Raw genomic sequence first — 17,349 nt, 5'->3', positions numbered from 1 at the left:
GGAGGGCACCCGCATGAGATCTCTGAGAACCGGCTCATCCCTCGCTTCGCTCGTGACCGGCGCCGCGCTCCTGTTCACGGCGCCCGCGGCGCATGCCGCCGACACCCCGCTGCGCGACCTCGCGGCGGCGAAGGGCAAGCTCATCGGCACCGCCGTCACCGGCCCAGGCTCACCGGAACCTACGGCGACATCGCCGGAGCCCAGTTCAGCCCGCTGACCCCCGGCAACGCCATGAAGTGGGGGACCGTCGAGCCGGCCCGGGGCAGCTTCGACTGGACCGAGGCCGCCCGGATCGTGGCCTTCGCCCAGGCCCACCACCAGCAGGTGCGCGGCCACACGCTGGTCTGGTACAGCCAGAACCCCGGCAGGCTGACGAACGGCAGCTGGACGTCCGCCCAGTTGAGCAGCCTGCTCCGGAACCACATCAGTACCGAGGTCGGCCGCTACAAGGGCAGGATCGCCGCCTGGGACGTGGTCAACGAACCCTTCAACGACGACGGCAGCTACCGCTCGACGCTCTGGTACAAGGGCCTCGGCTCCGGCTATGTCGCCAGCGCCCTGACCTGGGCCCACGCGGCCGACCCGAACGCGAGGTTGTACATCGACGACTACAACGTCGAGGGCGTGAACGCGAAGTCCGACGCCCTGTACAACCTGGTCAGGTCCCTCAAGGCGCAGGGTGTCCCGATCGGCGGCGTCGGCCTGCAGGGGCATCTGATCCTCGGCCAGGTGCCGAGCACGCTCCGGCAGAACATCCAGCGCTTCGCCGACCTCGGCGTGGACGTGGCGATCACCGAGTTGGACGTCCGCATGCAGCTGCCCGCCGACAGCGCGAAACTCGCCCAGCAGCAAGCCGACTTCAAGTCCGTCGTGGCCGCCTGCACGGCGGTCGCCCGCTGTGTGAACGTCACCATGTGGGGCTTCACCGACGCCGACTCCTGGGTGCCGGGCACCTTCCCGGGCTACGGGGCGGCGACCCCGTACGACGAGAACTACCGGCCGAAACCGGCGTACTACGGCATCGCACAGGCGCTGGGATGAGAATTTCCCTGAGCTGTGGGTGTCCCTGCGCTGACCGGAGCCATCCGGAGCCGGGCCGGAGCCGGCCGGGAAAAATCCGCGGGAAATTTCTCGCGAGGGTGTCGATCCCGGTGTCTGCCGTTCGACGCATGGGGTGAGCGGCCGGGGAACGGCCCCGCCGCCCCCACCGAAGGAGTCACCATGCCCCGGTATCTGTCGATCGTGCACATCGACGAGTCCTCCGCCCCCGCCGAGGGGCCCAGCGAGGAGCTGATGCAGCGGATGGGCCGGCTGATCGAGGAGGTCACCAAGGCGGGCGTCATGCTCGACACCGCCGGGCTGACACCGTCCGCGCAGGGCACCACGGTGCGCTGGCAGGGCGGCAGGATCTCCGTCACCGACGGGCCCTTCACCGAGTCCAAGGAGGTCATCGGCGGCTACGCGATCATGCAGTGCAAGGACAGGGCCGAGGCGCTGGAGTGGGCCAAGCGGTTCCTCCAGGTCCACGAGGACTACTGGACCGTGAGCTGCGAGGTACGGGAGATCGCCGAGGGCTGAGTGCGCGCTGGCCCCGTGGCCGCCGGGGGTGTTGCATGGTGGGCTGTGGAACCACAGCCCACCCCAGCGCGGCCCGGCATCCCCGGCTCTGCCGCGGCGCACGCCATCGAGACCGTCTTCCGCCTGGAGTCGCCCCGGGTCGTCGCCGGTGTCGCCCGGATCGTCCGGGACCTCGGCATCGCCGAGGAACTGGCCCAGGACGCGCTGGTCGCCGCCCTGGAGCGGTGGCCCCGCGACGGCGTGCCCGACAATCCCGGCGCCTGGCTCATGGCCACCGCCCGGCACCGAGCCGTCGACCTGATCCGGCGCCGCGAGACCTACGCCCGCAAGCTCGCCGAGATCGGCCGGGACCTGGAGACGGCCCCGCCCTCGTACGACGCGCCCGCCGACCCGGACGACATCGACGACGACCTGCTCCGGCTCGTCTTCACCACCTGCCACCCGGTGCTGTCCGCCGAGGCCCGCACCGCGCTCACCCTGCGCCTGCTCGGCGGTCTGACCACGGCCGAGATCGCCCGCGCGTATCTCGTCCCGGAGCCGACGATCGCCCAGCGCGTCGTCCGCGCCAAACGCACCCTGGCGAAGCAGAACGTCGCCTTCGAGGTGCCCTACGGCCCCGACCGCGAGGCCCGCCTCGGCTCCGTCCTCGACGTCATCTACCTGATCTTCAACGAGGGGTACGCGGCGACCACCGGCGACGACCTGCTGCGCCCCGGCCTGTGCGAGGACGCGCTGCGCCTGGCCCGAGTCCTGTCCGCGCTGATGCCCAAGGAACCGGAGGTGCACGGTCTGACCTCACTGCTGGAGTTCCAGGCGTCCCGCACGGCCGCCCGCACCGGCCCCGACGGCGCGCCCGTCCTCCTCAAGGACCAGAACCGCCGCCGCTGGAACCGCATGCTGATCGCCCGCGGCATCCGCGCCCTCGACCGCGCCGGCGCCACGGCGACCGGCGCCCCGGGCCCGTACGCCCTCCAGGCGGCCATCGCCGCGTGCCACGCGCACGCCCACGCCTACGAGGAGACCGACTGGCGCGCCATCGCCACCCTGTACGGCCTGCTGGCCGCCCGTGCCCCGTCCCCGGTGGTCGAGCTGAACCGCGCGGTCGCCGTGGCGATGGCCGACGGCCCGGCCAAGGGCCTCGAACTGGTGGACGCCCTGGCCGCCGAACCAGCCCTGCGCGACTACCACCTGCTGCCCAGCGTCCGCGCCGACCTGCTGGCCCGGCTCGGGCGTACGACGGAGGCGCGGGCGGAGTTCGAGCGAGCGGCCGGCCTGGCACGCAACGAGAAGGAGCGGGAACTGCTGCTGCGCCGGGCGGCGGAGACACCGGACAGGCCCTAGGCGGGCCGCCCCACGAGCATCGTCGGCGCCCCGGCGACCCGGGTGAGGAACACGGTCGCCGCGTTCGGCCCCTGCGGCTTGACCTTCTTCCGCAGTTCCTCCGGCTCGACGGCCGACCCACGCTTCTTCACGGTCAGCGTGCCGACCTCGCGCTCCCGCAGCAGGGCTTTCAACTTCTTGACGTTGAAGGGGAGTTGGTCGGTGATCTCGTAGGCCGAGGCATACCGGGTGGGCCGCAGCTCGTCGGCGGTGACGTACGCGATGGTCGCGTCGACCAGCCCGCCGCCGACCTCCTCGGCCACCTCGGCGACCAGATGGGCGCGGATGACGGCGCCGTCGGGCTCGTACAGATACCGCCCCACGGGCCGGACCGTGGGATCGGGCAGCCGCTTGCCGAGGAGCGTGCGCGGCCCGGGCAGCAGCGTGGCGCGTACGGGGCCCGCCCCGGTCCCGAACCACAGCACCGCCTCCTTCACGTCCCCGCCGTCCGAGATCCACTCGGCCTCGGCGTCGGCGGGCACGGCCTCGTGCGGAATGCCGGGCGCCACCTTCAGCGCCGCGTGCGGTGCCCCGCGGGCGGCCTCGATCGCCCAGGAGAGCGGCGGGGAACAGGCCTCCGGGTCGAAGATCCTGCCGCGTCCGCCGCGCCGGGCGGGGTCGACGAACACGGCGTCGTACCCGCCCGTGTCCACCTCCGTGACGTCCGCCTCCCGCACCTCGATCAGCTCGCCCAGCCCCAGCGCCTCGGCGTTCGCCCGCGCCACGGCCGCCGTCAGCGGATCCCGGTCCACGGCGAGCACCCGGATCCCGGCCCGGCCGAGCGCGATCGCGTCCCCGCCGATCCCGCAGCACAGGTCGGCCACGGAGGTCACACCGAGGCCCTTGAACCGCTCCGCGCGGTAGCTCGCCACGCTGGTCCGGGTCGACTGCTCGACCCCGTTCGGCGTGAAGAACATCCGCCCCGCGTCCGCGGCGGTGAACTTCGCCGCCGCCCGCTGCCGCAGCCGGGCCTGGCCGAGCGCGGCCGACACCAGCTCGGCGGGGTGGTCACGGCGCAGCCGGGTGGCGACGGCGAGTTCGTCCGCCGGGGCGGTGTCGCGGACCTCGTCGAGGAGGGCACGGCCTTCGGGGGTGAGGAGCAGAGCGAGGTCGTTCACCGGGTCATTGTGGGCCAGTCGGTGGATCGTGCGCCTTCCGGCGGCGGTGTCGGCCCAGGGGCCGGGCCCCGGGCTGGGAGGATCCGGCACCATGCGAGCGGTCGTACAAAACGATGAAAACGCTAAAAGATCGTGCCGTAACGGGTGTCGGAGGCGGTCGCGTCTCGGGCGTCTGGTAAGGGGCTGCGGAGCCGTCGCGCTGGCCTCCGCCGCCCTCCTCTCCGGCTGCGCGGGCCCCTCCGGGACCCGCCCCGTGCCCGGCCGGGGTGGCCCCGGGCAGCCGCCGAGCCCCCGGGTCCGCCAGACCGCCGAGCAAGCCCGGCTGGTCGCCGCCGCCCGGCGCTGGGGGCTGGACCGGGTGCCGCTGACGCCCCCGGCGCCGCCCGTGAAGAAGCCGGACATCACCGCCCGGACCGGCTTCGAGGTGGCCCACCAGGAGGACTGGGACCTGCCCCCGGTCTTCACCACGATCCCCACCAAGCAGAAGATCGTCTTCCTCACGATCGACGACGGCTCGGAGAAGGACCCCAGGTTCCTGCGGATGATGCAGGACCTGAAGATCCCGTACACCGCCTTCCTCAGCAACTACCTGATCGAGGACGACTACGGGTACTTCCGCAAGATGCAGTCCCAGGGCCACACCCTCGACAACCACACCCTGCACCACCCCTACCTGCCGGGCCTGTCCTACGAGGGGCAGAAGACCGAGATCTGCGACATGCAGGACATCATGGAGAAGCAGTTCGGCAAGCGCCCGACGGTCTTCCGCCCGCCCTACGGCAACTACAACCAGGACACCCTGCGTGCCGCCAAGTCCTGCGGCATCAAGTACGCGCCGATCTGGAACGACGAGGTCTTCGTCGACCACTGGGAGTACCGCGAGGACGACCAGAAGATGCGCCGCGGCGACATCGTCCTCACCCACTTCCGCGGCCGCTCCGAATGGAACGGCACGATGGTCGACGACATGCGCCGCTTCCTGAACAAGATCACGCGTGAGGGCTACGCCGTGGCCCGCCTGGAGGACTACCTGTGAGGCCGGGGAGGAGCCCGCGGACGGAGCGCGCGAGGACCGGCCGCGGGCGGCGCCCGTACCGGTCCCTGGGCGCGCTCCTCGCCTCGGCCCTCCTCCTCGCCGGCTGCGCCCAGTCCGTCGACCCCATCGAACGCCTCGGCAAGAAGGCCGCCGAGGGCGTACACCCGCACGGCCCCACCCCCGACCAGAGCTACCGCCGCTGGGGCCTGGCCGAGCCCCTCGCCCGCCCGCCGCGCCCCGCCGCCCGCGCCCTGGCCCTCGCCCCGCAGACCGGCGGCCGCGCCCTGCCCCGCGTCGTCGACCACGTCCCCACCCGCGACCGGGTCGTCTTCCTCACCTACGACGACGGCGCCGAGAAGGACCCCCGGTTCGTCGACATGGTCCGCGAACTCCGGCTGCCGGTCAGCATGTTCCTCACCGACAGCGCCATGGGCCCCGGCTACGGCCACTTCGCCCGCCTGCATCAGCTGGGCGCCGGCATCCAGAACCACACCCTCGACCACCGCACGCTGGCCGGACTGCCGTACGCCGCACAGCGCGCCGAGATCTGCGGCCAGCAGAGCAGGCTCAGATCCCGTCTCGGCGTACGCGCCCGCCTCTTCCGTCCGCCGTACGCCTCGTACGACACCACCACCCTGCGTGCGGCGGCCGACTGCGGCATCTCGACGGTCGTCCTGTGGCGCGCCGCGATGACCCCGACCGACGTCGTCTACACCCGCGGCAAACCCCACCTGCGCCCCGGCGACATCATCCTGGTCGGCCCGGACGAGACGACGGGAGTGCCCTTGCGGGAGCGCACGACCCTGGTGCTGCGGAGGGTGCAGCAGCGGGGGCTGACGGTGGGCCGGCTTGAGGACTACCTGAACTGATCGGTGCTGGTCGGCGTCAACCAGTGCCGCCACGAGCAACCCCGCGCCGGCAATCTTCGGCCGACGCGCCGCGGGCATTGGCACTCCGCTTGACCGAGTGCTAATCGCGGTCATAGTCTCGGCTCTGGCACTCCCCGAGTGAGAGTGCCAAAAAAGCGACGGGCAGGTCCGGCACCCGCGACGACGGATCGACCTGGTCGCCACCTCAGACAGTTAACCCCGTGAGATCTCCGAAGGGGGAGGTCGGATCGTGACGACCACCAGCTCCAAGGTTGCCATCAAGCCGCTCGAGGACCGGATCGTGGTCCAGCCGCTCGACGCCGAGCAGACCACCGCCTCTGGCCTGGTCATCCCGGACACCGCGAAGGAGAAGCCCCAGGAGGGCGCCGTCCTCGCCGTGGGTCCGGGCCGCTTCGAGAACGGCGAGCGCCTTCCGCTCGACGTCAAGGTCGGCGACGTCGTCCTGTACAGCAAGTACGGCGGCACCGAGGTGAAGTACAACGGCGAGGAGTACCTCGTCCTCTCGGCTCGCGACGTGCTCGCGATCATCGAGAAGTAGTCACCTCGAGCATTCCTTTGCTCTTGAGCTGCGCCCCTGGCCCCCGCGACCGATAACGAAGCCGGGCGTCCGGGGCGCAGTTGTCTTTCCACCCATTAGCTTTCCGAGAGGGCTCCCGCTGTCATGGCGAAGATCCTGAAGTTCGACGAGGACGCCCGTCGCGCCCTCGAGCGCGGCGTCAACAAGCTGGCCGACACGGTGAAGGTGACGATCGGCCCCCGGGGCCGCAACGTCGTCATCGACAAGAAGTTCGGCGCCCCCACCATCACCAACGACGGTGTCACGATCGCCCGCGAGGTCGAGATCGAGGACCCGTACGAGAACCTCGGCGCCCAGCTGGTGAAGGAGGTGGCGACCAAGACCAACGACATCGCGGGTGACGGCACCACCACCGCCACCGTGCTCGCCCAGGCGCTGGTCCGTGAGGGCCTGAAGAACGTCGCCGCCGGTGCCTCCCCGGCCGCCCTGAAGAAGGGCATCGACGCCGCGGTCAAGGCCGTCTCCGACGAGCTGCTCGCCACGGCCCGTCCGATCGACGAGAAGTCCGACATCGCCGCCGTCGCCGCTCTGTCCGCCCAGGACCAGCAGGTCGGCGAGCTGATCGCCGAGGCGATGGACAAGGTCGGCAAGGACGGTGTCATCACCGTCGAGGAGTCCAACGCCTTCGGTCTGGAGCTGGACTTCACCGAGGGCATGGCCTTCGACAAGGGCTACCTGTCGCCGTACTTCGTGACGGACCAGGAGCGCATGGAGGCCGTCCTCGACGACCCGTACATCCTCATCAACCAGGGCAAGATCAGCTCCATCCAGGACATGCTGCCGCTGCTGGAGAAGGTCATCCAGGCCGGCGCCTCCAAGCCGCTGCTGATCATCGCCGAGGACGTCGAGGGCGAGGCCCTGTCGACCCTGGTCGTCAACAAGATCCGCGGCACCTTCAACGCCGTCGCGGTGAAGGCCCCCGGCTTCGGCGACCGCCGCAAGGCGATGCTGCAGGACATGGCGGTCCTCACCGGTGCCACGGTCATCTCCGAGGAGGTCGGCCTCAAGCTCGACCAGGCCGGTCTGGACGTGCTGGGCTCCGCCCGCCGCGTGACGGTCACCAAGGACGACACGACCATCGTCGACGGCGCCGGCAAGTCCGACGACGTGCACGGCCGTGTCGCCCAGATCAAGGCCGAGATCGAGAACACCGACTCCGACTGGGACCGCGAGAAGCTCCAGGAGCGCCTCGCGAAGCTGGCCGGCGGCGTGTGCGTGATCAAGGTCGGCGCCGCCACCGAGGTGGAGCTGAAGGAGAAGAAGCACCGTCTGGAGGACGCCATCTCCGCGACCCGCGCCGCGGTCGAGGAGGGCATCGTCTCCGGTGGTGGCTCCGCGCTGGTCCACGCCTCCAAGGTCCTTGAGGGCAACCTCGACAAGACCGGCGACGAGGCCACCGGTGTCTCCGTGGTCCGCAACGCGGTCGTCGAGCCGCTGCGCTGGATCGGCGAGAACGCCGGCCAGGAGGGCTACGTCATCGTCTCCAAGGTCAAGGACCTGGAGAAGGGGCAGGGCTACAACGCCGCCACCGGCGAGTACGGCGACCTGGTCAAGGCCGGCGTCATCGACCCGGTCAAGGTGACCCGCTCCGCCCTGGAGAACGCCGCCTCCATCGCCTCCCTGCTGCTCACGACCGAGACCCTGGTCGTCGAGAAGAAGGAAGAGGAAGAGCCGGCCGCCGCGGGCCACGGCCACGGCCACGCCCACTGAGCCGAGCGCTCCTGAGCGAAGGCCCGGTTCCCCTTGCGGGGTGCCGGGCCTTCGCCCTGTTGGGGCACTAGTGCTCCAACTCGTCCAGCGCGCCCAGCTGTTGCATCAGCCCGAGCTGGTCGTGCTGCCACCAGGTCTCGGCGATCTTGCCGTCGCCGCGGAACCGGAACAGTGTCATCCCGGTCATGTCGACCTGCCGTCCGGTGGCCGGGATGCCCAGGAAGTCGCCCTTGTGCGTGGCGTTCCACGTCCAGCGCGCACAGGCCCGGTCACCCAGTGCGAGCACATCCTCGACGGTGAAGACGAAGTCGAAGGCACCGCGCCACATGCCGTACTCGATCAGGGCGTTGTCCAGCCCGATGGTGTCCTGCGGGTTCACCGGATCGTGGCTGTGGATGTCCTCGTCCAACAGGTCGTTGAGCGGCGGCAGTTCACCCGGGGTCTCAAGCGCCGCGAAGAACCGCCGTACGGTGTCCTCGGCCAGCCGCTCGTCCCGTACGACGTCCAGATCGGTGAACGTCGGCGTCTCGTCGCACAGGGCGGCCATCCCCTGGAAGATCTTGTCGGTCTCCGGGAAGCCCGAGTTCCGCATCGCCTCTTCGTAGGACGGGAACTCCACCACCTCGACGATGTGCGACGCGTCCGAGCGGTCCTTGCCGACCAGCGCGTGCGTCGCCGTCCGCTTCCCCTTGGTCTGCGCGACCCAGTCGTCCATGAGCCGGTTCATCTCGTCCAGCCGGCTCGTCCTGCACTCGATGAGCTGTACGAAGGTCATGACGCCGCCTCCCGGCCCCCCTGGCCCGGTTGTCCACCCTCATTTTCGCACCGGGGCGGCAGCGCCACCCGTCCGCTACTGCGGCCCGTACTTGCGCCCGGTACGGGAGGAGATCCCGCCCATCAGCCCGCGCGGGGTGACCTTCACCAGGCCCATCAGCGCCTTGTAGCGAGGGTCGGGGATCGACAGCGTCTTGCCGCGCGCCAGGTCGGCCAGGGCCGCCGCGACCAGCTTGTCGGCGTCGAGCCACATCCAGCCCGGGATGTTGTCCGTGCCCATCCCGGCCCGCTGGTGGAACTCGGTGCGCACGAAGCCGGGGCACAGCGCCATCAGCCGGACCCCGCTGCCGGCCAGGTCCTTGGCCGCGCCCTGGGTGAACTGCACGACCCACGCCTTGGAGGCGCCGTAGGTGCCCCGCGGCACGAAGGCGGCCACGGAGGCGACGTTGACGACCCCGCCCCGGCCGCGCTCGCGCATCGCCTCGGCCGCCGCCGAGGTCAGCCGGAGCACCGCTTCGCAGTGCACCTTGAGCATCCTCAGCTCGTCGGCCATGGGCACCTCAAGATAGCGGCCCTTGTTACCGAAGCCGGCGTTGTTGACCAGCAGGTCGACCGGGTTCTTCCGGTCGCCGAGGCGGTCGGCCACCGTCTCGATGCCCTTGTCCTCGGACAGATCGGCGGACAGCACCTCCACCTCGATGCCGTGCCGGTCGTGCAGTTCGGTCGCCTGTTCGCGCAGCCGCTTGGTGTCCCGGGCCACCAGGACCAGGTCGTGCCCGTCAGCCGCCAGCCGCCGCGCGAACGCGGCACCGATCCCCGCGGTCGATCCCGTAATCAGAGCCGTTGTCATGGCCCAAGGGTAGTGACCCGGAGCCCAGGCCCTGCCTGGCGCGTCCGCCGTCCGAGGGCCCGGGCGGCCGCTCGGCCGACGGCCTTTCAGCCCTCCTGCCGGGCCGCGTACTTGCGTGCCGCCGCCAGCGTCTCCGCGTGCAGTGCCTCGCCCGCCGCGAGCAGGCGCGGCAGCAGCTCCCGTTCGGTGGTGACCGCGCGGAACTGCATCGCGACCGTCACCCCGTGATCCGGCCGGTGCACGATCTCGATCGGGTCACCCGCCCGCAGCTCGCCCGGTTCGATCACCCGGAGGTAGGCGCCCGTTGCGCCCTTCTGCGTGAATCTCTTGACCCAGCCGCGCTCGCCCAAATGGCCCTGGAACGTGCGGCACGGGATCCGGCCCGAGGTCACTTCCAGCACCACGTCGGCGCCGATCCGCCAGCGCTCGCCGATCAGCGCCCCGGACAGGTCCAGGCCGTCCGTCGTCAGATTCTCCCCGAAGGAACCGTTGGCCAGCGATCTGCCGGTCTCGCGCTCCCAGTCGTCCAGGTCCTCGCGCGCGAAGGCGTACACCGCCTGGTCGTCCCCGCCGTGATGCCGCAGGTCGCAAACGGCGTCCCCGGCCAGCCCGCTCGCGCCCACGCCCTTGGGACCCGGCGCCGTCACCCGCACCGGCCCGTCGGCCGGCCGCTTGTCGATGCCCGTCACTCCGTCCGGCTGGTCCGTGTACGCCACCGGCTGCGGTCGGCCCAGATTGACCGAGAGAAGCTTCATGTCCGCACGGTACGACACCCCACCTCAAAGCGTCGAGCGAATATCACGCACCATCTCCAAGTTGGCCTTATGCTTGAAGGGTGATCGAGGCCCGTCATCTCCGCGTCCTGCGCGCCGTCGCCGCCACCGGTTCCTTCTCGGCGGCGGGACGTGAACTGGGCTGCACCCAGCCCGCCGTGAGCCAGCAGATGAAGGCCCTGGAGAGTTCGGTCGGCACCCCGCTGCTGGTCCGCAACGGCCGCGAGATGCGGCTGACCCAGGCCGGGGAAGCCCTGGTCAGGCACGCCTCCGGCATCCTCGCCGGGCTCACCGCGGCCGAGGAGGAGGTCGCCGCGATCGCGGGCCTGCGCGCCGGCCGGGTCCGGCTGGTCTCCTTCCCCAGCGGCAGCTCCACCCTGGTCCCCACTGCCCTGGCCGCCCTGCGAGCCGCCCACCCCGGCACCCGCGTCTCCCTGGAGGAGGCCGAGCCCCCGAAGTCCGTGGAACTGCTCCGTGAAGGCGACTGCGACCTGGCCCTCGCCTTCCGCTACGAGGGGGCGGCGGTCGCCGAGGACTGGGACGACCTGGTCGTACGGCCTCTGCTGACCGACCGTCTGGTCGCCCTGGTGCCCGAGCGGCACCGCCTCGGCCGTGCGGAGACCGTCGCCATCGGCGAGCTGGCCCAGGAGCCCTGGATCGCGGGCTGCCCGCGCTGTCGCGGCCAGCTGGTCGAGGTGTGCGAGGGGGCCGGTTTCACCCCGCGCATCGACTTCGCCACGGACGACTACCCGGCGGTGGTCGGCCTGGTCGGCGCGGGCCTCGGAGTCGCCGTCCTGCCGCAGCTGGCGGTGGAGTCGGTACGGCCCAGGGGCGTGCACACGGTCCGGCTGGAACCGGCGGTGCGCCGTGAGATCGTCGCCCTCACCCTGCCCGACCTGGCACAGGTCCCGGCCGTGGCGGCGACGCTGGAACAACTGGCCCGCGCGGCCGGCCGCGCCTAGAGGTACGCCTGGTACGACGGGCAGCATGCCCTGAAGGCAACACGCCCTGAAGGGGGAGTGCGCCCGGCGAGGGGTGGCGGCAGAGACGAGGGCACGCGCGTGGTGATGCGGCGTGCCCTGGTGGCGGGAAGGAGCGCATCCGGCGTACCGGAGGTTGCAGAAACGTTCCTTCAGTGGTTCGGGGCGATGTCCGCGCCGGTGGCCGAAGCCGTCACCAGGCGGTTGCGCGCACGCCCCATCAACTCCTCGCGCTCGTCCTCGGTCAGGCCGCCCCATACGCCGTACGGTTCGCGCACCGCCAGCGCGTGCGCCGCGCACTGCGCGCGGACAGGGCACCTCATGCAGACCTCCTTGGCCGAGTTCTCGCGAGCGCTCCGAGCCGCCCCGCGCTCGCCCTCCGGGTGGAAGAAGAGCGAGCTGTCCACACCGCGGCAGGCAGCCAGGAGCTGCCAGTCCCACAGGTCCGCGTTCGGTCCGGGAAGGCGGGAGAAATCTGCCATTACGTGACCCCTTGTAGCCGTTCTGAGCGGATACGGTGCCATCGACCGTACATCTCCGGTCTAAGGAGATGAAAATATGACTCATTGCGAATCTAGCCTCGGACACCAAGAAACGGGAAGAAAAGCGGCCAAATGGGGCATAGTTGTGATGAAAAGTTGAGGGTCTGTCGGCCATGTCTGCACCGTGTCGAGACCCTCACGTAGAGTGCCGAAGACGGCATGTAGCCCCGTAACTCTTTCGAGTGACCGTCGTTGAGAGTGCGGAGGCGGTTGAAAACACAAGCGCTCGGGCAGGCGTCCGAGACGGTCGACCGCACAGGTGACGATTCCGTACCAGCCTGGAGGCTCAAGGTGACGCGCATCAGCTGCGGAGGGCGGTCATGACATCCGTCCTCGTCTGCGACGACTCCCCGCTTGCCCGAGAAGCGCTCCGCCGCGCGGTGGCGACCGTGCCCGGCGTCGAGCGCGTGACGACGGCGGCCAACGGCGAGGAAGTCCTCCGCCGCTGGGGCGCCGACCGCTCCGATCTCATCCTGATGGATGTGCGCATGCCCGGCCTGGGCGGCGTGGAGACCGTGCGCCGACTGCTGTCCGCCGACCCCGGCGCACGCATCATCATGCTCACCGTCGCCGAGGACCTCGACGGTGTGGCCCTGGCGGTCGCCGCCGGCGCCCGGGGCTATCTGCACAAGGACGCCTCGCGCGCCGAACTGCGTGCCACGGTGACGCAGGCCCTCGCCGACCCGACCTGGCGGCTGGCCCCGCGCCGGCTCCGCTCGGCCGAGATGGGCGCCGCGCCCACGCTCACCGCGCGCGAGATCCAGGTCCTGGAGGGCATGAGTCACGGCCGCTCCAACGCCGAGATCGGCCGCGAGCTGTTCCTCTCCGAGGACACCGTCAAGACGCACGCGCGTCGTCTGTTCAAGAAGCTCGGCGCCTCGGACCGGGCCCACGCCGTGGCGCTCGGCTTCCGCTGGGGACTGGTCCGGTAGGCGGTGTCCAGCCCTGCGGGGCAGGCGGGACCGGCCGCCACCGGGCACCGCGCCCGGAGCGGGACGCGCGTCCGCCTGACCAGGCAGCAGCCGGGCGCCGCGTCGGCGCCCGTACCGCTCACGGAAGCAGACCCGGCACACCCCACGGGGTGTCCGGGCCGTCCGTCGACCCCCACCACGACCGGCTCACCCGCCCACGCCACGGCGCCCGGCTCTTCCCGGAGCCGGCGGGCCCGGGCTCGGCCGGGTACGGGCACGGGCTGCACGAGCACACCCCTCGGCTCCAGGGGTGCCGACGCGCCATGGCGGCGTGTCGACGTGCCCTGGCCGTGCGCGGGGTCGAAGTGCACTGTGGCGCGGGCGGAGGTGTCCTGCGGCTCCGGGGTGCGTCGGCGCGTCCCGGCCGTACGCGGGCTGACCGCGCGCGTCCCTCGGCTCCGGGAGCATGCCGGCGTGTCCGGCGGCGTGCGCGAGAGCGGCCGCGGACGGTCCTCGGCCGGGACGCCGTACCGCCGCGTCCCGGTCCGCCCGACCGGGCGCCGCACGCGCGCGTGCCGCGGGAGCGTCCTCGTCCGCCGCGGAGGTGGGTGCCGGTGAAATGCCTTGACGGGTGTTCCGGTTGCCCGTGGACGCGGCCGTGAGGGGCCTTCGAGGGGTGGACCCGGTCACACTCGGGGTGCCCCACGGATGGCCGTCGGCCGGGTGCGCGGTCGCACGCGGGCACGGAGATCCACATGATGAACACCCGTGGTCGGCGCCGCGCGACGAGTGCCGGGGCGCCCGCGGGAGGGCTGTTCGCGCCCCCGGCGTACGACTGCGTCGGACGCTTCGGCGGGCGTCGGGCAAGGCGGCCCGCCGGACGCGCGATGCTCGTTTCGGCGCGGATGCCGCATCCTTGAGATGTGGAGTCTCTCGGGGACAAGTCGGTCGAGGTGAAGGGGAGGGCGCAGGGGATGAGTGCCGGCGCGCCTGCTCATAACGCTTCGGTGCACAACCACGAGCACGATGCGACGGACCGGACGGCCGCAAGGCACCATGGACCGATGCGCGGTGACGAGGCGGGCACGGCCCACGGGGCGATCGGTGCGCTCGTGCATCGCGCCGTCGACGGGGACGAGCAGGCCACGCACGATCTGCTCGCGCATGTCCACCCGCTGGCGCTGCGCTACTGCCGCACCCGGCTGTCCCGGCTCCCCGGCGACGCGCGCCACTTCGTGGAGGACCTCGCCCAGGAGGTCTGTGTGGCGGTCCTGCTCGCGCTGCCCCGCTACCGCGACACCGGCCGCCCCTTCGAGGCGTTCGTCTTCGCCATCGCCTCGCACAAGGTCGCCGACCTGCAGCGCGCCGCCATGCGCCACCCGGGCTCCACGGCGGTGCCCTCGGACGAGATGCCGGAGCGGCCCGACGACTCGCTCGGCCCCGAGGAGCGCGCCCTGCTCAGCAGCGACGCCGCGTGGGCCAAGAAGCTGCTCGCCAACCTCCCCGAGAACCAGCGTGAACTGCTCCTGCTGCGCATCGCCGTGGGCTTGACCGCGGAGGAGACCGGGCAGATGTTGGGAATGTCACCCGGCGCGGTCCGGGTCGCCCAGCACCGAGCGCTGAGCCGCCTGAGGGCACTCGCCGAGCAGTAACCCCCTTGAGCGGAGCCTCTGAAGCTCCCTTTGTTGAACAGGCATGCTTCCGTTCCCGTACGAACATACGAAGCCTGAACTGACCCCCTACCGTGGAATTTGCTAGCGGTGCTTCCCGTTAGCATGGACATCCGCACCGATCAAGGCCATTTGGGGAAGGTGTCATGACTGCCAACGTCGACGGAGTGCCCGGTAAATTCGCGACACTCGGGCTGACCTACGACGACGTGCTGCTGCTGCCGGGCCCGTCGGACATGGCACCCGACGAGATCGACACCGCCTCGTACGTCTCCAAGAACGTGCGGGTCAACATCCCGCTGCTGTCCGCCGCCATGGACAAGGTGACCGAGTCCCGCATGGCGATCGCGATGGCCCGCCAGGGCGGCGTCGGCGTGCTGCACCGCAACCTCTCCATCGAGGACCAGGCCAACCAGGTCGACCTGGTGAAGCGCTCCGAGTCCGGCATGGTCACCGACCCCATCACCATCCACCCGGAGGCCACGCTCGCCGAGGCCGACGCGCTGTGCGCCAGGTTCCGCATCAGCGGCGTCCCGGTGACCGACGGAGACAAGAAGCTCCTCGGCATCGTCACCAACCGTGACATGGCCTTCGAGAGCGACCGCAGCCGCCGTGTGCACGAGGTCATGACCCCGATGCCGCTGGTCACCGGCAAGGTCGGCATCTCCGGCCCGGAGGCCATGGAGCTGCTGCGCAAGCACAAGATCGAGAAGCTCCCGCTCGTCGACGACAAGGGCGTCCTCAAGGGCCTGATCACCGTCAAGGACTTCGTCAAGGCGGAGCAGTACCCGAACGCGGCGAAGGACGCCGACGGCCGGCTGCTGGTCGGCGCGGCGGTCGGCGTGGCCGGTGACTCCTTCGAGCGCGCCCAGGCCCTCATCGAGGCCGGCGTCGACTTCATCGTCGTGGACACCGCGCACGGGCACTCCCGCCTGGTCGGCGACATGATCGCCAAGATCAAGTCGAACCACTCCGGTGTCGATGTCATCGGTGGCAACGTCGCCACGCGCGACGGCGCCCAGGCCCTGGTCGACGCGGGCGCCGACGGCATCAAGGTCGGTGTCGGACCGGGCTCCATCTGTACGACCCGCGTGGTCGCCGGCGTCGGTGTCCCGCAGGTCACCGCGATCTACGAGGCCGCGCTCGCCGCCAAGGAGGTCGGTGTCCCGGTCATCGGTGACGGCGGTCTGCAGTACTCCGGCGACATCGCCAAGGCCCTGGTCGCGGGCGCCGACACGGTGATGCTCGGCTCGCTGCTCGCGGGCTGCGAGGAGTCCCCGGGCGAGCTGCTGTTCATCAACGGCAAGCAGTTCAAGTCGTACCGCGGCATGGGTTCGCTCGGCGCGATGCAGACCCGCGGCGACCGCAAGTCCTTCTCCAAGGACCGCTACTTCCAGGAGGGCGTCGCCTCCGACGAGCAGCTGATCCCCGAGGGCATCGAGGGCCAGGTGCCCTACCGCGGCCCGCTGGCCTCCGTCGTCCACCAGCTGGTCGGCGGTCTGCGCCAGTCGATGTTCTACGTCGGCGGCAGCACCGTTCCGGAGCTTCAGACGAACGGCCGGTTCGTGCGGATCACCTCGGCGGGCCTGAAGGAGAGCCACCCGCACGACATCCAGATGACGGTCGAGGCGCCGAACTACAGCAGCAAGAGGTAGTTCTCAGGGACGGCAACGGCGCATCCACGCGCGCGTGAAGCCGTTCGAGGCGTGATCGAGGGCGGCTCCGGAGTATCCGGGGCCGCCCTTGTCGTAGCCGTCGGCGATACTGGGAGACGCTGAAACGCATCAGGGAAAGGCCAAGACGTGACTGAGATCGAGATCGGGCGCGGCAAGCGCGGCCGCCGGGCGTACGCCTTCGACGACATCGCCGTCGTCCCCAGCCGCCGTACGCGGGACCCGAAGGAGGTCTCGATCGCCTGGCAGATCGACGCCTACCGCTTCGAGCTGCCGTTCCTGGCCGCCCCCATGGACTCGGTCGTCTCGCCGGCCACCGCGATCCGCATCGGTGAGCTGGGCGGCCTCGGCGTGCTGAACCTCGAAGGCCTCTGGACGAGGTACGAGGACCCGCAGCCGCTGCTGGACGAGATCGCCGAGCTGCCCGCCGAGCAGGCGACCCGCCGCCTCCAGGAGGTGTACGCGGCGCCCATCAAGGAGGAGCTGATCGGCGCCCGCATCAAGGAGGTGCGCGACGCCGGTGTGGTCACGGCGGCCGCGCTCTCCCCGCAGCGCACCGCCCAGTTCTCGAAGGCGGTCGTGGACGCGGGCGTGGACATCTTCGTCATCCGCGGTACGACGGTCTCGGCGGAGCACGTCTCGTCCTCGCACGAACCGCTGAACCTGAAGCAGTTCATCTACGAGCTGGACGTCCCGGTGATCGTCGGCGGCTGCGCCACGTACACGGCGGCCCTGCACCTGATGCGCACGGGTGCCGCGGGTGTGCTCGTGGGCTTCGGCGGCGGCGCGGCGCACACCACGCGCAACGTGCTGGGCATCCAGGTCCCGATGGCGACGGCGGTCGCGGACGTGGCGGCGGCCCGCCGTGACTACATGGACGAGTNNNN

The 17,349-nt window shown here is 71.0% G+C and carries 15 protein-coding genes and 2 pseudogenes; 12 read left to right on the top strand and 5 right to left on the bottom strand.

Going from position 1 to position 17,349, the window contains the following annotated elements; translation table 11 throughout:
- Positions 1-13: 13 nt before the first annotated feature.
- The 3 genes and pseudogenes from AV521_RS13745 to AV521_RS13735 form a co-directional block, all read left to right on the top strand.
- A pseudogene (locus tag AV521_RS13745) lies at positions 14-1,038 on the top strand (endo-1,4-beta-xylanase); the annotation flags it as partial.
- Between the two features lie 183 nt (positions 1,039-1,221).
- The gene (locus AV521_RS13740; RefSeq protein WP_076087972.1) at positions 1,222-1,578 is read left to right on the top strand and encodes a YciI family protein; all 357 of its coding nucleotides are present in this window, start codon (positions 1,222-1,224) and stop codon (positions 1,576-1,578) included.
- 45 nt (positions 1,579-1,623) lie between these two features.
- Positions 1,624-2,919, top strand: coding sequence for an RNA polymerase sigma factor (locus tag AV521_RS13735; RefSeq protein WP_079249239.1), 1,296 nt, complete (start codon positions 1,624-1,626; stop codon positions 2,917-2,919).
- On the opposite strand, the gene AV521_RS13730 is transcribed toward AV521_RS13735, so the two are convergent.
- Positions 2,916-4,076: a class I SAM-dependent methyltransferase gene (locus AV521_RS13730; protein ID WP_076087970.1), complete on the bottom strand. Its 1,161-nt coding sequence runs from the start codon at positions 4,074-4,076 to the stop codon at positions 2,916-2,918. The genes AV521_RS13735 and AV521_RS13730 overlap by 4 nt on opposite strands.
- A 91-nt stretch (positions 4,077-4,167) precedes the next feature.
- Between AV521_RS13730 and AV521_RS13725 the strand changes: the two genes are divergently transcribed.
- The 4 genes from AV521_RS13725 to groL all read left to right on the top strand — a co-directional run bounded on the left by AV521_RS13725 (position 4,168) and on the right by groL (position 8,289).
- Positions 4,168-5,112, top strand: a complete 945-nt coding sequence (locus tag AV521_RS13725; RefSeq protein ID WP_076087968.1) for a polysaccharide deacetylase family protein — start codon at positions 4,168-4,170, stop codon at positions 5,110-5,112.
- 65 nt (positions 5,113-5,177) lie between these two features.
- Positions 5,178-5,981: a polysaccharide deacetylase family protein gene (locus tag AV521_RS13720; protein ID WP_076088067.1), complete on the top strand. Its 804-nt coding sequence runs from the start codon at positions 5,178-5,180 to the stop codon at positions 5,979-5,981.
- 250 nt (positions 5,982-6,231) lie between these two features.
- Positions 6,232-6,540 (top strand): co-chaperone GroES, encoded by a 309-nt coding sequence (gene groES / locus AV521_RS13715; protein WP_020132158.1) that lies wholly within the window; start codon positions 6,232-6,234, stop codon positions 6,538-6,540.
- A 123-nt stretch (positions 6,541-6,663) separates the two neighbouring features.
- Positions 6,664-8,289 carry a chaperonin GroEL gene (gene groL / locus AV521_RS13710; RefSeq protein ID WP_076087967.1) on the top strand — a complete coding sequence of 542 codons (1,626 nt, stop codon included), beginning with the start codon at positions 6,664-6,666 and terminating at the stop codon, positions 8,287-8,289.
- 67 nt (positions 8,290-8,356) lie between these two features.
- On the opposite strand, the gene AV521_RS13705 is transcribed toward groL, so the two are convergent.
- The 3 genes from AV521_RS13705 to AV521_RS13695 form a co-directional block, all read right to left on the bottom strand.
- Positions 8,357-9,064 carry an ester cyclase gene (locus tag AV521_RS13705; protein ID WP_076087965.1) on the bottom strand — a complete coding sequence of 236 codons (708 nt, stop codon included), beginning with the start codon at positions 9,062-9,064 and terminating at the stop codon, positions 8,357-8,359.
- A 75-nt stretch (positions 9,065-9,139) separates the two neighbouring features.
- Positions 9,140-9,913, bottom strand: coding sequence for an SDR family oxidoreductase (locus AV521_RS13700; RefSeq protein WP_076087963.1), 774 nt, complete (start codon positions 9,911-9,913; stop codon positions 9,140-9,142).
- An 86-nt stretch (positions 9,914-9,999) separates the two neighbouring features.
- On the bottom strand, positions 10,000-10,668 hold the full coding sequence (locus AV521_RS13695; protein WP_076088065.1) for an MOSC domain-containing protein: 669 nt from the start codon (positions 10,666-10,668) through the stop codon (positions 10,000-10,002).
- A gap of 80 nt (positions 10,669-10,748) precedes the next feature.
- On the opposite strand from AV521_RS13695, the gene AV521_RS13690 reads away from it, so the two are divergent.
- Positions 10,749-11,648 carry a LysR family transcriptional regulator gene (locus AV521_RS13690; protein ID WP_076087961.1) on the top strand — a complete coding sequence of 300 codons (900 nt, stop codon included), beginning with the start codon at positions 10,749-10,751 and terminating at the stop codon, positions 11,646-11,648.
- 170 nt (positions 11,649-11,818) lie between these two features.
- Here the strand turns inward: AV521_RS13690 and AV521_RS13685 are convergent, their stop codons facing one another.
- Positions 11,819-12,148: a WhiB family transcriptional regulator gene (locus tag AV521_RS13685; protein WP_076087959.1), complete on the bottom strand. Its 330-nt coding sequence runs from the start codon at positions 12,146-12,148 to the stop codon at positions 11,819-11,821.
- A gap of 380 nt (positions 12,149-12,528) precedes the next feature.
- Between AV521_RS13685 and AV521_RS13680 the strand changes: the two genes are divergently transcribed.
- The 4 genes and pseudogenes from AV521_RS13680 to AV521_RS13665 form a co-directional block, all read left to right on the top strand.
- The gene (locus AV521_RS13680) at positions 12,529-13,140 is read left to right on the top strand and encodes a response regulator transcription factor (protein WP_003948568.1); all 612 of its coding nucleotides are present in this window, start codon (positions 12,529-12,531) and stop codon (positions 13,138-13,140) included.
- A 1,043-nt stretch (positions 13,141-14,183) separates the two neighbouring features.
- Positions 14,184-14,771: a sigma-70 family RNA polymerase sigma factor gene (locus tag AV521_RS13675; protein WP_023547329.1), complete on the top strand. Its 588-nt coding sequence runs from the start codon at positions 14,184-14,186 to the stop codon at positions 14,769-14,771.
- 164 nt (positions 14,772-14,935) lie between these two features.
- Positions 14,936-16,444 carry an IMP dehydrogenase gene (guaB, locus tag AV521_RS13670; protein ID WP_076087957.1) on the top strand — a complete coding sequence of 503 codons (1,509 nt, stop codon included), beginning with the start codon at positions 14,936-14,938 and terminating at the stop codon, positions 16,442-16,444.
- A gap of 147 nt (positions 16,445-16,591) precedes the next feature.
- Positions 16,592-17,345 (top strand): annotated as a pseudogene (locus AV521_RS13665) (GuaB3 family IMP dehydrogenase-related protein); the annotation flags it as partial.
- Between the last annotated feature and the right edge of the window lie 4 nt (positions 17,346-17,349).

It is taken from the genome of Streptomyces sp. IMTB 2501, from assembly GCF_001953885.1.
GTDB lineage: Bacteria > Actinomycetota > Actinomycetes > Streptomycetales > Streptomycetaceae > Streptomyces.
Note: the sequence above shows the minus strand (reverse complement) of the source record. Positions and strands in the feature narration are given on the sequence as shown.